This is a genomic window from Paenibacillus sp. J22R67 (assembly GCF_059692175.1).
This window is the reverse complement of the sequence record NZ_JCAUAX010000001.1, coordinates 63,202-77,801: the sequence shown is the minus strand read 5'-3', so window position 1 is coordinate 77,801 and position 14,600 is coordinate 63,202. Positions and strand designations below refer to the sequence as shown.

Annotated in this window: 15 protein-coding genes; all 15 read left to right on the top strand. The window is 44.7% G+C overall.

All coding sequences use genetic code 11. The features are described from left to right. The first annotated feature begins 79 nt into the window (after positions 1-79). The 15 genes from AC58VC_RS00370 (at position 80) to AC58VC_RS00300 (ending at position 14,576) form a co-directional block, all read left to right on the top strand. Positions 80-1,063: an aldo/keto reductase gene (locus AC58VC_RS00370; RefSeq protein ID WP_497366908.1), complete on the top strand. Its 984-nt coding sequence runs from the start codon at positions 80-82 to the stop codon at positions 1,061-1,063. 14 nt (positions 1,064-1,077) lie between these two features. Beyond that, positions 1,078-2,349, top strand: a complete 1,272-nt coding sequence (locus AC58VC_RS00365; protein ID WP_497366907.1) for an ATP-binding protein — start codon at positions 1,078-1,080, stop codon at positions 2,347-2,349. Between the two features lie 116 nt (positions 2,350-2,465). Beyond that, a complete protein-coding gene (locus AC58VC_RS00360) occupies positions 2,466-3,377 on the top strand; it encodes an alpha/beta hydrolase fold domain-containing protein (protein WP_497366906.1) in 912 nt (303 codons plus the stop codon). 100 nt (positions 3,378-3,477) lie between these two features. Then, positions 3,478-4,710 carry an aminopeptidase gene (locus AC58VC_RS00355; protein WP_497366905.1) on the top strand — a complete coding sequence of 411 codons (1,233 nt, stop codon included), beginning with the start codon at positions 3,478-3,480 and terminating at the stop codon, positions 4,708-4,710. A gap of 19 nt (positions 4,711-4,729) precedes the next feature. Beyond that, entirely contained in the window at positions 4,730-5,338 is a 609-nt protein-coding gene (locus AC58VC_RS00350) for a TetR/AcrR family transcriptional regulator (protein WP_497366904.1), read from the top strand. A gap of 26 nt (positions 5,339-5,364) precedes the next feature. Next, positions 5,365-6,240: a GNAT family N-acetyltransferase gene (locus tag AC58VC_RS00345; RefSeq protein ID WP_497366903.1), complete on the top strand. Its 876-nt coding sequence runs from the start codon at positions 5,365-5,367 to the stop codon at positions 6,238-6,240. Between the two features lie 100 nt (positions 6,241-6,340). Further along, the gene (locus AC58VC_RS00340) at positions 6,341-6,688 is read left to right on the top strand and encodes a hypothetical protein (RefSeq protein WP_161411750.1); all 348 of its coding nucleotides are present in this window, start codon (positions 6,341-6,343) and stop codon (positions 6,686-6,688) included. Positions 6,689-6,759: 71 nt separating this feature from the next. Next, complete coding sequence (locus AC58VC_RS00335) at positions 6,760-6,903, top strand: hypothetical protein (protein WP_497366902.1); 144 nt, start codon at positions 6,760-6,762, stop codon at positions 6,901-6,903. Positions 6,904-6,934: 31 nt separating this feature from the next. Next, complete coding sequence (locus AC58VC_RS00330) at positions 6,935-7,480, top strand: GrpB family protein (protein WP_497366901.1); 546 nt, start codon at positions 6,935-6,937, stop codon at positions 7,478-7,480. A gap of 25 nt (positions 7,481-7,505) precedes the next feature. Beyond that, on the top strand, positions 7,506-8,384 hold the full coding sequence (locus AC58VC_RS00325; RefSeq protein ID WP_497366900.1) for a class I SAM-dependent methyltransferase: 879 nt from the start codon (positions 7,506-7,508) through the stop codon (positions 8,382-8,384). Between the two features lie 549 nt (positions 8,385-8,933). Then, positions 8,934-9,980 (top strand): LacI family DNA-binding transcriptional regulator, encoded by a 1,047-nt coding sequence (locus tag AC58VC_RS00320; protein ID WP_497366899.1) that lies wholly within the window; start codon positions 8,934-8,936, stop codon positions 9,978-9,980. A gap of 146 nt (positions 9,981-10,126) precedes the next feature. After that, the gene (locus AC58VC_RS00315) at positions 10,127-11,437 is read left to right on the top strand and encodes an ABC transporter substrate-binding protein (RefSeq protein ID WP_497366898.1); all 1,311 of its coding nucleotides are present in this window, start codon (positions 10,127-10,129) and stop codon (positions 11,435-11,437) included. A 76-nt stretch (positions 11,438-11,513) separates the two neighbouring features. Beyond that, entirely contained in the window at positions 11,514-12,398 is an 885-nt protein-coding gene (locus AC58VC_RS00310; protein ID WP_497366897.1) for a carbohydrate ABC transporter permease, read from the top strand. A gap of 13 nt (positions 12,399-12,411) precedes the next feature. Further along, positions 12,412-13,251 (top strand): carbohydrate ABC transporter permease, encoded by an 840-nt coding sequence (locus AC58VC_RS00305; protein ID WP_497366896.1) that lies wholly within the window; start codon positions 12,412-12,414, stop codon positions 13,249-13,251. 62 nt (positions 13,252-13,313) lie between these two features. Beyond that, entirely contained in the window at positions 13,314-14,576 is a 1,263-nt protein-coding gene (locus AC58VC_RS00300; protein ID WP_497366895.1) for a Gfo/Idh/MocA family protein, read from the top strand. The last annotated feature ends 24 nt before the right edge of the window (positions 14,577-14,600 follow it).

The window sequence follows — 14,600 nt, the reverse complement described above, 5'->3', positions numbered from 1 at the left end:
GGAAACAGGCTGTAGATGGAGAATTATAATGCGTTGCGCTGATGTACGAAAGCCGCAATTACGAGGAGGGGGAGTCGGAATGAAATACCGTCAACTAGGTGATACGGAACTTAACATTAGTGAGGTTAGTTTTGGAACATGGGCCATCGGTGGGAGCTGGGGACATTCTAACGATGATGAAGCCATCAAAGGCTTGCACCTGGCTATGGAGGCAGGGGTTAACTTCTTTGATACAGCCGACGTTTATGGATCGGGGCATGCGGAAGAGCTGCTAGCTAAGGCAACTAAAGGAAAAGAAGATGACATTTACATAGCAACAAAGTTTTGCCGGGCTGGAGACATCTATGATGCTCAGACGTATTCAGAGGAAACGGTTCGCGCGTATTGCGAGGATAGCTTGAGAAGATTGAATCGCGAACGTATCGATCTCTATCAAATTCACTGTCCGCCGCTAGCCATCTTGCAGGATGGCCACGTGTTCGACGTACTGGACAAACTCAAAGCTGAAGGCAAAATTCGTCACTACGGGGTTAGTGTGGAGACGGTGGAGGAAGGTTTGTTCGCACTCAGTAAGCCAGGCGTCAAGGCGCTGCAAGTGATTTATAATCTTTTCCGGCAAAAACCAGCCGAAACCTTATTTCCGCAGGCGAAAGCTTCGGGAGCAGGAATTCTGGTCAGACTTCCACTAGCCAGTGGCCTGCTGACAGGGAAATTCACAGAAACAAGCACATTTGCAGCGGATGATCACCGGAATTTCAATGCCGATGGCGCGCAGTTCAACGTTGGCGAGACGTTTGCAGGGCTTCCATTTACAAAGGGAGTGGAGCTGGCAAGGGAACTGGCATGGATCGCGGAAGGCCGCGGCAACATGGCGCAAGCTTCCATGCGCTGGATTCTGGAAAACCCGAATATTACCTGTGTAATTCCAGGTTTCAAAAACGAACGGCAAGTTGAAGAAAACCTCGGAACGGCACAAACGCCATCCTTTAACGAGGAAGAACTTGCACGTCTTCAAAGCTTTTATGAGGATAGGGTGAAAGACTACATTCGGGGGCCTTATTAGAAGATGATGTTGCCATGATTGAATTTTTTAAAGACTTTTTATTAAATATCTTCTTGATTTTCTCTCCGCTTGTTGTTTATCCCTATTTGTATAAATCTCAAAGTCATAGCATGAAGTACCGGCTGTGGCTTTGCTTTTTTTTCACTTTAGCCATTGCGTTCGCGATGTCTATTCCAGTTAACTTGAATGGTTTGATCTATGATTTTCGTTCCATTCCGCTGATTGTCGGCTCCTTATATGGTGGAATTTATGTTTCGATGTCCCTGTATGCGGCAATTATTGTTGTCCGTTATCTTCTCGGAAATCCAAATAATCTGATTTATGCTGTTTCGCTCATTCCAACCTTTATTTTTATCGTCTTGCTGCTAAAAAGATATCGACAAATGAGTCTAATCAATAAAATGATTGCTGCCATAATTGTTTGTGTCGCGGTTAAAATCGTAAGTTTTCTTATTTATTTAACGAGCGTGGGCAAGCTGGATCTTTTTACAACCAATCTAATCTCCTCCTCCCAAACCTATATCCTGCAAAGTATTGTAATAGCCGTCTATATTTATTTGATCGAGTTTCAACAAAAGTACATTCATATGCAGGAAGAAGCCGTCCATGGTGAGAAAATGAGAATTGTCAGCGAGATGGCAGCTTCGGTCGCCCATGAAATCAGGAATCCGCTCACAGCGGTGAGAGGGTTTATTCAACTCATGGGAGTGCCTCATTTGGCCCCATCAAAGCTCCAATTTTATCAGGAAATCTCGCTGGAAGAATTAGATCGGGCGCAAGTCATCATTAGTGACTATTTAGCCATCGCTAAGCCTGAGCTGGAGAAAGACGAGCTAATTCTTATGAAAGATGAAGTGCAGTACGTTTCTCAGGTGCTTTTAACAATTGCGAATTATAATGATGTCAAAATTGAGGTAACCTTGCAGGATGGACAAATGTTTATCCATGGGGACCGGAATAAGCTCAGGCAATCGCTGATCAATATCGGCAAAAATGCCATTGAGGCGATGTCGAAAAGCGGTGGTATTTTAGAAATAGGGTTAAAGGAACAGGCCAATAAAATTATCATAACGATGCGTGATAACGGGATTGGCATGACGAAGGAACAAATTAGCCGGCTCGGTACGCCGTATTTTTCCACCAAAGAGAAAGGTACTGGCCTAGGTACAATGGTCTCATTCAGTCTTATTCGAGCAATGAAGGGGAAAATAAATATTAGTAGCGAAGTAGGCAAGGGGACAGAATTTGAAATCTCATTTTCAGCGGACCCGCGAGGCTTATTATAAATGATGATCAACCGCTTACTTGAGGGGCTTGCCATTGGCAGCTCTTTTTTTGTTTATATTCATTTAAAAATTGTCCCGTATAGTTGATCGAAGGATGACATAGGGGGGCAGACAGGATGGTAAAGGGAAGCATGCAAAGCCGGCTAGTAAAAGCGGGGTTACGGTTCATACAAGTGAATGCGATATGGAAAAAGTCAGGGGAAGCTTTGCGCGCAGAAGTAGAAAAAAGGCAGCGTAAAGAAAGTTATGAACCGCCTAAGAATATGTTTAAGAAGTATGATTGTCACAAATATGAGACGAAAGGTCATGCTTATTATGTCGTGAAACCGATGGGTCGACCTGCGGGGAACAAGCATATTTTCTACCTGCATGGCGGTGGTAATGTGCTGAGAATCACCTCGCTGCATTGGGAGTTTATTGCGTATTTAGTTGATGCGCTAGATTGTACGGTCACGGTTCCCATGTATCCTCTTGCGCCAGAACATACCCACAAAGACGTTTTTGAGATGATCGTCCCTTTGTATCGCGAAGTGAGCTCGGATGTGGAGGAACGAGATCTCGTCGTGATGGGAGATTCAGCCGGAGGCGGGATGAGCTTAGCCTTGGCTCAATTGCTGCGGGAGCTGGGGCTTAAACAGCCAGGAAACATCATTTTGATCTCTCCTTTGCTCGATATGACGTTCAGCCATCCGATGATCCGAATGATTGAGAAACAAGATCCGATCTCAGCTACGCCGGCACTGCACGATATTGCCAAGTGGTATGCAGGCGAAGAAAGTGTGAAGCACTATTTGGTAAGTCCAATCTTCGGGAATTTCCATGACTTGGGAAGGATCAGCGTGTATATCGGTACGCATGATATCTTATATCCTGATGCGAATAAGTTCAGCAAGTTCGCTGGGATGCAGGGGATTCCAATAAATTATTATGAATATCCGTTCATGCTTCACGTTTGGCCGTTATTTCCTTTTCCGGAAGCTAAGAAGGCACGTGAGCAGATGATCCATACAATACGATCGACTTCATAGTGGTTTTACAAAAGGCCTTGACAGTTGTCACGATTTGGAATGATAATAAAAACGACTAAGTAGTCATTTTAAAGAGAGAGAAAAGATCGGGAGGATTTCAATGACTAAACACCAGGACAATTTAATTAAATACGCGTCTTTGGCCATACAACTAGGAATTAATGTGCAGCCGGGACAAACACTAGTCATTTTCGCACCTCTAGTATCGGTGGATTTTGTACGTTTATTAGTAAAACGTGCTTATGAAATAGGGGCAAAGCTTGTGTATGTGGAATGGTTTGATAGTGAAATTACACGTTTGAAATATGAATTAGCGCCATTCGAAGCACTACTTGAACACCCCATGTGGCAAGCAAAGGGCTATGAAGAACTAGCGAGCCAAAATGCTGCTTTCCTATATGTCTCTGCGAATAACCCGGATCTTATGAATGGCATAGATCCCAAGCGTCTCCAAACCGCAAGTAAAACATCCAGCACGGCAACAAAAGGACTAACGATGGCAAGGTTAATGAACAAAGTCAGCTGGACTATCGTCGCTGTGCCGACACCAGCCTGGGCGGATAAAGTTTTCCCACTACTACCTAAAGAGGAGCGGGTTGATGCGTTATGGAGCGCTATCTTCCAAGCAACGCGGGCCCAGAAAGAGGATCCGATCGAGGAATGGAGAAATCATGCCAATACGTTACTAACCAAGTCTGATTTGCTGACTCAGAAGCAGTATAAGGCGCTGCATTACCGCGCGGAAGGTACGGACATTACGGTCGCACTGCCTCAGGACCATATGTGGGTATCGGCTGGCAGCAAAAATCAGCAGGGAGATAGCTTTATCGCGAATATGCCGACAGAAGAAGTGTTTACATCTCCCTTACGAACTGGTGTAAATGGTACCGTAAGAAGTACGAAGCCGCTGAGCTATAACGGTGTACTTATTGAAAATTTCTCTCTAACCTTTGAAGACGGGAAAATTATTGATTTTCAAGCGGAGAAAGGCGAAGAGATGCTGCGAAGTCTCGTTGAAATGGATGAAGGATCTCATTATTTGGGGGAGGTTGCGCTTGTTCCGCATCGCTCGCCGATCTCTGATATGAACCTAATTTTCTATAATACGTTGTATGACGAAAATGCCTCCTGCCATTTTGCGATTGGCCGGGCATTCCCGTTTTGCTTGAAAGATGGCGTGACGATGAGCGCCGAGGAACTACTGAAGCGTGGGTTAAACGAAAGTTTGACACATGTAGATTTTATGATGGGTTCGGCCGATATGGACATCGATGGCATTAAGATGAATGGTGAAGTAGAGCCGTTATTTCGCAATGGGGATTGGGTAATTTAAAAGAAAACGGAGGAGCAGCATGTCACCGAAGGTTACGCAGGCCTACAAAGAAGAGAAGAAGGCGGTCATTCTAGAGGGAGCGCTTCACTGCTTCACGGAAAAAGGCTTCCAGGCTACGACGATGGATGATATTGTTCGGCATTTGGGGATTAGCAAAGGCGCTATATACAGCTATTTTGCCAGTAAGGAAGAGATGTATATCCAAATGGCCGACGATAAAATGAATGCCATGCTGGAGAATACGACAGAGCTCTTCAAGAGCATGCCAAGTGCCGCGGATCAAATTCGCCACATGTACAGCCGGTTTCGCGGCCAATCGCTGACCGAACTTCGCAAATGGATGGCCTTTCATTTGGAGTTTATGCTGTATGCTGCGCGCCAGCCTCAGTTGACGCAGCGATGGAATGAGTACGCTGACAAAGCCTTAGTGTTTATTAAGGAAATCATGGATGGCGGCAAACAAACTGGCGAATTTCGTGCAGATCTGGATTGCGCGGCTGCTTCTCGTTTATTCTGGTCAATTCGGGATGGGCTCGCGCTGCAGTACATGTTAAGTGGCGAGGAAACCGACTATAAGCGCACAATTGACGATATGGAAAGTATGGTTTTCCGTTATATCATGGGGTAACTTTTTGAACGGGAGGAGGAAAGGCTATGATTTTCAAAAGGATGAGTGAAATGTCTGCGGAAGACATGGTGACGCTTTGGAATAAAGGGTTCGAAGGGTATTATCTCAATAGTACACTTGACCTGAGCAAATTTATGGCAAGAACCGTTAATGAAGGTCTCTCACTCGAACATTCGCTCGTGATGTTTGAAAATACGGTGCCGATTGGTTTCGTTATGAACGGATTTCGCACCATTGATGGGAGCAAGGTGGCATGGAACGGCGGTACCGGAATTGTTCCTGACTACAGAGGTAAAGGATTCGGAAAACACCTAATGACCAGAAACCTGCAATTATATCAAGAGCAGGATGTAGACATTGCGTTACTTGAAGCACTTGTACAAAACGATGCTGCGATTAAACTTTACCAGAAAGTCGGTTACGAGATCACGGAACAGCTTGACTGTTTACAGCATACGGGTGAGCTTAATGTTAAACAGCTGGAAACAAAATTCCCTGGACGATATGCTTTACATAGGGGACATCCCGTTGAAGTTATCACTGTATCATTCAATAGACCGATGACAGCATGGCAGACACAGTGGGCTAGTTTGAAAGGCGGAGAAAGCATACTTGTAACTGATGTTAAGGAAGTGGTTGGTTATGCGCTCTTCAAGCGAGTTTATGCGGAGAATGGCAGCTTATCATCGTTCGTGCTCTACCAATGTGAAGCACTTCCAGGGCGTGAGGATGAAACTGAGATTCTGAAAGCGGCTTTGCGGGAAGTATTCGCGCCGCTTAGCTCATCATGTACGCGTTTAACGATGAATATTAGACATTCCAATGAGGAGTTAAGTGGACTGCTTGCGGGATTAGGTTTCACATCTTTTGCCCAGCAAGTGCACATGCTGCGACATATTTGAATGTTTGCGAGCCTGGAACATTGAACCCGACGTATTAGTTTGGCATGGGGCGCATATGAATCGTATGAGATGAAAAACGATGAAGTGGAGGGGGTACCCCATGTCTTTTTTTGACAAAGTCAAACAAGGTGCAACGGATGCCGCGAAGAAAGCTCAGCAAACTGTTGAGCTGACGAAGCTGAAAGCGCAAGTCTCTTCCAAAGAGAAGGAGATAGAGAAATTTTATAATCTCATTGGAGAGTCCGTGTACGGAGCCTATATGTCGGGAGATATAGCCCGCGCTGGTGAGATTGTAGAGAGATTCAGTCTTGGTATCGACGCGGTCAAGCAAGAAATTGCTGTTTTGGATCAAAAAATCATTGAGTTACGCAATGAGAAAGAATGCGTTTGCGGTAAAGTCGTGGTGGCCGACACCAAATTTTGTTCGGCGTGTGGCCATCAGTTTTAAGAGAGTGGAGACAGGAGACAGTCTGTTGAGACTGTCTTTTTTTGTTGTCTGGCGGAGCGGGAGCTGCAACGATGTTTTACATCGTTGTGGTTGAGCTGGAGCTCGAGGCACCCGCGTTAGTGATGTTTTTCACCGTTACAGGTGAAAAGCACTGGCTCCGCTGGAATTCTCCACTAAAATGCAGGGATATTCTGGGGTTTATTGAATTTATGTAAAGGAGTTAACATGATGCCGCAGGAGGAAACCATGCCCGAACCAATCATCGTCGTTCCCTATAGGGAAGAATGGAAGCTGGAGTTTGCTACAATTGGCCAAAGAATCCGCGAGTCACTCGGTGACCTTGCGATTCGAATCGACCATATCGGCTCGACTGCCATCTCAGGGCTCGATGCAAAGCCGATCATTGATATTCAGGTGACCGTGGAAGCATTTGAGCCAATTGATTCGTACAAGGAAGCATTCAAACAAATTGGCTACATACACAGAGCTGACAACCTGGATAAAACCAAGAGATATTTTAGAGAAAAGCCAGGTGATCAAAGAACACACATCCATGTTAGGGAACATGGGAGTTGGTCCTCGCTTTTTCCCTTATTGTTCAGGGATTATTTGCGGTGCCATCTGGATGATTGTCGTAACTACGCTGAACTCAAATACCAGTTAACGGACAAGTATAAACACGAAAGAGAGACGTATGTGGCATCGAAGGAACCAATGATCTGGGAGATTATGCGAAGGGCAAGTCATTGGAGCCAGGCAATTGGATGGAAGCCAGAGGCAAGCGACAGATAAAAGAAGTTCAAAAAGGAGTCCTACAATGTCCGATTATTACTGGGATAACAAAATTGAATATTTAAGAAACACGAGAGATTTGTATTACAACGATGATTACTTGGAGTTTCTGGTAAAGACAGTTTGGAAAATCACTCAGCCAGTGAACATCATCGATTATGGTTGCGGCTACGGATATTTGGGGCTGAAGCTGTTACCGCTTTTACCTGAGGGATCAACGTATACGGGAATAGACAAAGGAACAGATTTAATCAACACAGCAAGGAAGATTTTCGAAACCCAACCTTATAAATGTGATTTTATCGTAGCCGATGTGGAAGAGATAGCGATCGATAGAAAGTATGATATAGCCGTTTGTCATGCGTTATTATTACATCTGTCAGATGCGAAGAATTTGCTCCAAAAGATGAGTGATAGCGTTGTGGATGGGGGGATGGTGATAGGCTTTGAGCCTCATTGGATTGCCAACATGTCTAACTACAGTTTAAACGGTTCCGATCAGAGCGAAGTGATTCGCTTGGGGATTTTGCAGAAACTATTTGAAAATGATTCCAAAAACAACGGCAAAGACGGAAATATCGGAATAAAAATACCCTTTTATTTAAGCCAACTAGGCTTAACGAACGTGCAGTGCAGAGTAAGCGATAAAGTTAATTTTCTAGATTCTAATGAGAATCTACAAAGAAGTCAGCGACTGTACAGTGCATTGAGAGAGGAAGGTATTGGCGAGTTTCCTGGAGATGAACGCAAATTTATAAACAAATTGATGAACCGAGGGCTGACAGAGAGCGAAGCACAGAGTCAATACGAGGCGGAGTTATTATTTTCAAAAGTGTTGAATGAGAATTCCGTGTTAACTTATGCTCCTAACATGAAGATTTCATTTGGTACGGTGAAAAGATGAACACAGAAAGTAAAAAACTGTTTAGGAAACCGCTCATAGTTGGGGCTACAGGCTGGGCCATCTTACTTTTTTCGGTTTCTACCTGTTACCTCACTTGGTTACTTTCCAACCCATATTCGACCTTGTATTTCTCCTTATTTTTCTTTCTTATCTTTCTCGTGGTTTGGACTGTTATCTCCATATTTGGTGTTCTACAGGGTTTAGTGGATTACAAAGAGTTGCAGTTTATGAAACCCTATCTACAAAATGTCGAGGTTAAGAAGCGGAAGACACTTTTTGTGATCGGACTGCTAGTAAATTTATTATTGATCTTGTGCAACAGTACGTTAATTTTCTGGCTATACAAACTATGGCAAAGGATCTTTCCATAAATTACTGTCTATTAAACCAGGACAAACATGTCAGAATTGTGCCGCAAAACAAATCGAAGAATTCTATTCGTGACCATATTGACACATTGTAAGGGTATACATTAATATTTAAGAAAGCTCAGGAAAACGTTTGGGCAAGAAATTGGATTATGGTTTTGGACAAAAAGGAGCTGTCACTATGCCTACACTTAAGGATATCGCTGATTTAGTGGGCGTCTCCATTTCAACAGCCTCGCGGGTGGTTAGGAACGATACAAGCAGGCATATTAATCCGGAGACGAGGGCCAAAGTATGGGAGGCCGTTCGTCAGCTCGATTACACGCCGAACGAGTCAGCACGCCATCTCGTGAATAAGCAGAAAACCGAGAAGAGACAGACCAAACAAATCGGCTGCATTATTCAAACGGCAAGACTCAATGACGATCATCCGTACTATTCGCCGATTATTACAGCTTTTACGAAAAAGATTTTGGAATCAGGCTATTCGTTAGCCTTCATACATACCTCTGGCGAGCTCGCGGACGATGCCTTGCTACATCGCTGTATCCATGACATTCAAGTGGATGGCATCATCATCGTAGGCGAAGTAGGGCCAGCTATCCTGGACTATTTGCAAAAGGTAGAAGATCTAGCCTTGATTGGCATCTGCACCAATGGGACTGAAATTACAATGGTGGATTATGATCGAATCCACGCCGCCAAATCGGCTGTTGATCACCTCATTGCACAGGGGCACCACTCCATCGGATTTGTCGGCGGGCCAGGACATACGGGAGAGCTCAACAGTGAAGAGAGGTTCCAAGGCTACAAGTTCGCGTTGTATGATGCGGGTATTCCCTTACACAAAGACTGGGTGATAGACACCCGCTGGGAGATTGACCGCAGTTATGAATATGTGAAAGAGCAATTGAAACGGTCAGATGTAGAGCGTCCAACGGCTATTTTTTCGGCAAGCGATCAATTGGCCATTCCAGCAATGCGCGCTATAATCGAGAGCCAGTTGCGAATTCCAGAGGATATCGCTTTCATCTCGATGGATAATATTGATTTCGCGCAATACACAACACCGCCGCTTTCTTCGGTGCATGTGCCAAAAGTCGAGATTGGCATGACGGCCGCCGCAACCTTGTTGGAAATGTTAAGAGGAGAGCAGCTAGCTTTATCCAAAGTATTGCTGCCACATAAAATTATTGTGAGAGAATCGTCCACATTTGATAGAAATTAATTTTTTTTGGAATTCAGGATAACGTTATCCTGAATTTGGTGCCAAAATATTTTTACTACTTCAAGGAGGTGAAATCAGCTTTTACGGGTTCCAATTTGAGCAGGGTCATGTTTCTATCACAAAAATTAAAAAAGGGTGATTGCGAAATGGTAAAGAATGCAAAAAAGGTCGTCTGCTTAGCAATGTTGTCTTCAATGGTTGTTGTAAGTGCCTGCGGTAGTTCAACTTCATCTGATCCCGTCTCATCCGGTACACCCGCAAGTGATGCCAAAGCAACAGCTGCCGCTAGTGGAGAAAAAGTAACCATTACCTACGGCGGTTGGGGGCTGGATACGATGACGGAGGTTATCAAAGCCTTCCAAGCCAGTCATCCCAACATTGAAGTAAAAGCAGAGAATACACCGTATAAGCAATATTTCACCAAATTGGAAACAGCGGCACAGGGCGGAACGATGCCTGATGTCCTATGGATGAACGGTCCGAATTTCATCAAGTATGCGGAAAATAAAATGTTACTGGATTTGTCCGAAAACATTAAAAAGGACCAAGTGGATCTCAAAAATTATCCGACTTCACTCGTTTCCCTTTACAGCCTTGGCGGTAAAAACTATGGGATTCCCAAGGATTATGACACGATTGGTTTATGGTACAACAAGAAGCTCTTCGATGAAAAAGGTGTAGCATATCCAGACAGCACATGGGATTGGACGAAATTAACAGAAGCTGCTAAAAAACTGACCGACCCTGGAAAAGGCATTTATGGTTTCGCAGCGCCAATGATGAATCAAGAGGATTACTATAATACGATTCTTCAAGCCGGAGGCAGCATTATTTCTGATGACCACAAAAAGTCGGGTTATGATCAGCCAGAAGCGATCGAGGGTTTGAAATTTTTAACGGATCTCATTCAAGTACATAAAGTATCGCCTACGTTGGCGCAAATGACAGAAACGGCTCCTTCGGATTTGTTTACTTCCGGAAAGCTGGCGATGTATTTCGACGGTTCATGGGCAGCCTTCACGATTAATCAGAATGCGGAAATGAAAAACATTGCTGACGTTGCTCCGCTGCCTAAAGGAAAGAAGCAAGGCGTTGTGATTCACGGATTAGGCCATGTCATCTCAGCTAATTCGAAGCATCCGAAGGAGGCATGGGAATTCGTGAAGTTCCTTGGCTCGAAGGAGGCAGCAGAGGTTGCAGCTAAACAAGGCGGTGCGATCCCGGCGTTCAAAGGTTCTGAAACAGCCTGGTTAGCGGCATTCCCGCAATACCACGCAAAAGCTTTCATCGATATGACAGAGTATGCTTCACCGTATCCAGTCTCCAAGAACACATCCGTTTGGACAACCTATGAAACCGAGATTTTGAAAAATGCATGGACAGGAGATAAACCGGTAGCTGATGCAGCCAAAGAGCTCGGCGCCAAAATGAATCAAGCGCTAGCTGCAGAAAAATAAGCTTTAGGTAAGGAGGTTCGCTGACTCGTTGAAGCGAATCTCCCTCCTCACTACACTCATGGGAGCGTGAGTACTCATGCGAATCAGCTCGAAACGCCGGTCCGATTGGATGTGGGCGTACATCATGATTACACCTTTAATGCTTGGTTTGCTCGTTTTCTACATTTGGCCCGTGTTTCAAACTTTTTATTTCTCTTTCACGGATTGGGGTTCATTCGGCAAGTATACTTGGTCAGGCATGGCGAATTATAAGCAGCTTTTTACGGATAAAGATCTGCTTTATGCCTTTCGGAATACGGGGATCTACATCATAACGGCTGTCCCTGTCGGCATTATTTTATCCATTATATTAGCTGTTTTGCTGAATCAAAAGGTAAAAGGGTTATCGGTTTATAGAACCCTATACTTTCTTCCTGTCGTCACGATGCCAGCAGCGGTTGCGATGGTGTGGAAGTGGTTGTACAATTCCGACTTTGGACTGATTAACTATGTGCTCAGCAAATTGTCTATTACTGGACCACACTGGCTGACGGATAATCGCACGGCTTTATTATCTATCATTATCGTAGCCATCTGGAGTTCAATTGGTTCTCATATGATTATCTTTTTGTCCGGTCTACAAGGCATTTCGGAGTCCTATTATGAGGCCGCATCAATCGATGGGGCAGATTCTTTCACCAAATTCACGCGAATTACATTGCCTCTGCTAACGCCAACGATTTTTTTCGTCATGGTCACTTCTCTCATTGGTGCATTCCAGGTATTTGATTACATTTATATGATGGTTGGCGAAATTGTCATGGAATCTACGCAGTCGATTGTTTTCTTGTACTACAAATACGGGTTTCTCAAAAATGCCAAGGGGTACGCCTCTTCCATTGCTGTCATGCTCTTCATCATTATCATGCTGATTACGTATATTCAAATGAAAATTCAGAAGAAATGGGTTCACTACGAATGAGAGGGGCGAGTGTATGAATACGAAACCAGTCAATCAGAAATCGCTTCGAATCGGAGGAATCCATCTTATCCTCATATTGGGTGCAATTATCATGGTTACGCCATTTATTTGGATGTTTCTTACATCGGTTAAAACATTAGGAGAGTCAACGGCGATTCCTCCCGTTATGCTGCCAAAAGCTTTTCAATGGAGCAATTATGCGAAGGTTTTTGTAAACTTGCCGTTCTTTACTTTCTATTGGAACACATTCATTACAACTTTGATTAAGGTGATTGGTCAGCTTATCATCTGTTCGTTAGCTGCGTATGCTTTTGCCAGAATTGCTTTCCCAGGGCGTCATTTCTTCTTCATCTTGATGTTGTCGGTGCTCATGGTTCCCGGGCAAGTATTTCTCATTCCGCAATATATGATAATGAAAGATCTGGGCTGGTTGAATTCTTTGACAGCATTAATTGTGCCTGGTTTATTCAGTGCTTTCGGGACGTTCTTGCTGCGCCAATTTTTTATGACCCTACCTAATGAATTGGAAGAAGCCGCGAAGCTAGACGGCTGCAATCAGTTCCGAATTTATTGGCAAATCATGATGCCGCTAGCGAAATCCGGGATGATCGCGTTGGCCATTTTTACGATGCTGTGGTCATGGAACGATTTGATGTGGCCGCTGATCGTCAACTCATCGCCAGATAAAATGGTGCTTTCCGCAGGTATCGCTTTCCTGGAAGGAGAGCACAAAACGAATTACACGATCATTATGGCAGGCTCCATGATGGCGATTTTGCCAATGATTATTATTTTCTTTGTTTTCCAACGTTCTTTTATTCAAGGGATTGCCTTCACTGGAAGCAAGTCTTAAAGTTTGGCATATAGTAACTTATCATTACACGTACATACGAAGTCACAGGAGATGAGTATTTGATGCAAAAAGTAACGGCGATCCTGCTTGGTGCAGGTGATCGAGGGGCGCAAGCATATGCGCCATATGCACGGAATTACCCGCATGAACTACAAATTGTAGCAGTTGCTGAGCCCAATGCGGAGCGTCGCGCTGCCTTTACTTCCGCACATCAAATTGCGCCGGAACATGCTTTTGAGAATTGGGAGCAGCTGCTTGCACAGCCGAAGCTGGCTGATATCGCCATCATTTGTACGCAGGATCAAATGCACTATCAACCAACGCTACAAGCGCTGGAGCTTGGGTATCACGTTCTGCTGGAGAAACCGATGTCTCCTAGTCCGGAAGAATGTGTGGAAATGGAGCTCATGGCAAAGAAGCATAACAGGCTGCTAACCATCTGCCATGTTCTGCGCTATACGGCATTCTGGACGGCAATGAAACGAGTCATTACAGAAGGCAAAATCGGGCAAATCGTCAATATTCAGCTGAATGAAAATGTCGGTAACATGCACATGGCGCACAGCTTTGTGCGCGGGAATTGGAATAATTCCGATAAGTCTTCTCCTATGATTTTGGCCAAATCCTGCCATGACATGGATATTCTCTCTTATATTATGGGTGAGCCATGCCAACGTATCAGCTCCTTCGGCTCATTGATGCATTTCAAAGAAGAGAATGCGCCTGCGGGTGCGCCTGCGCGCTGCTTGGATGGCTGCCCAGCTGAAACGAGCTGTCAGTACTACGCACCAAAATATTATTTGGGGGCAGGCCGCCGTTGGGCGCGTAAATTTACAACAGATACGAGCAATGAAGGCATCGTTGAGGCACTGAGAACGACGCCATATGGGAAGTGCGTGTATCGCAGCGATAATAATGTTGTTGACCATCAAGTCGTCAATATGGAGTTCGCCAGCGGTGCAACTGCGATGTTCAGCATGTGCGGGTTTACTCGAGATAACACGCGAATTCTACAAATCATGGGCACGAAAGGCGATCTTCGAGGCAATATGGAAGAGAATGAATTCACCATTCATGACTTTGTGACGAATGAGAAGACAACGGTGCGTGTGCATGCATCAGAAGAAGGACACAACGGGGGAGATGCGGGGATTGTGCGCAGCTTCTTGAGCGAAGTCAGAACGTATAACGGCGGGGAAAGCAGCTCTTCCGCAGCGGTTTCCGTGCGCAGCCATTTAATGTCGTTCGCAGCGGAAGAATCCCGCTTGAATGGCGGTAAGCCAATTGCGATTGAAGAGTTCTATAATCGACTTATTACGGTATAAACAAAAATGCAAGCGGCCAGAGGG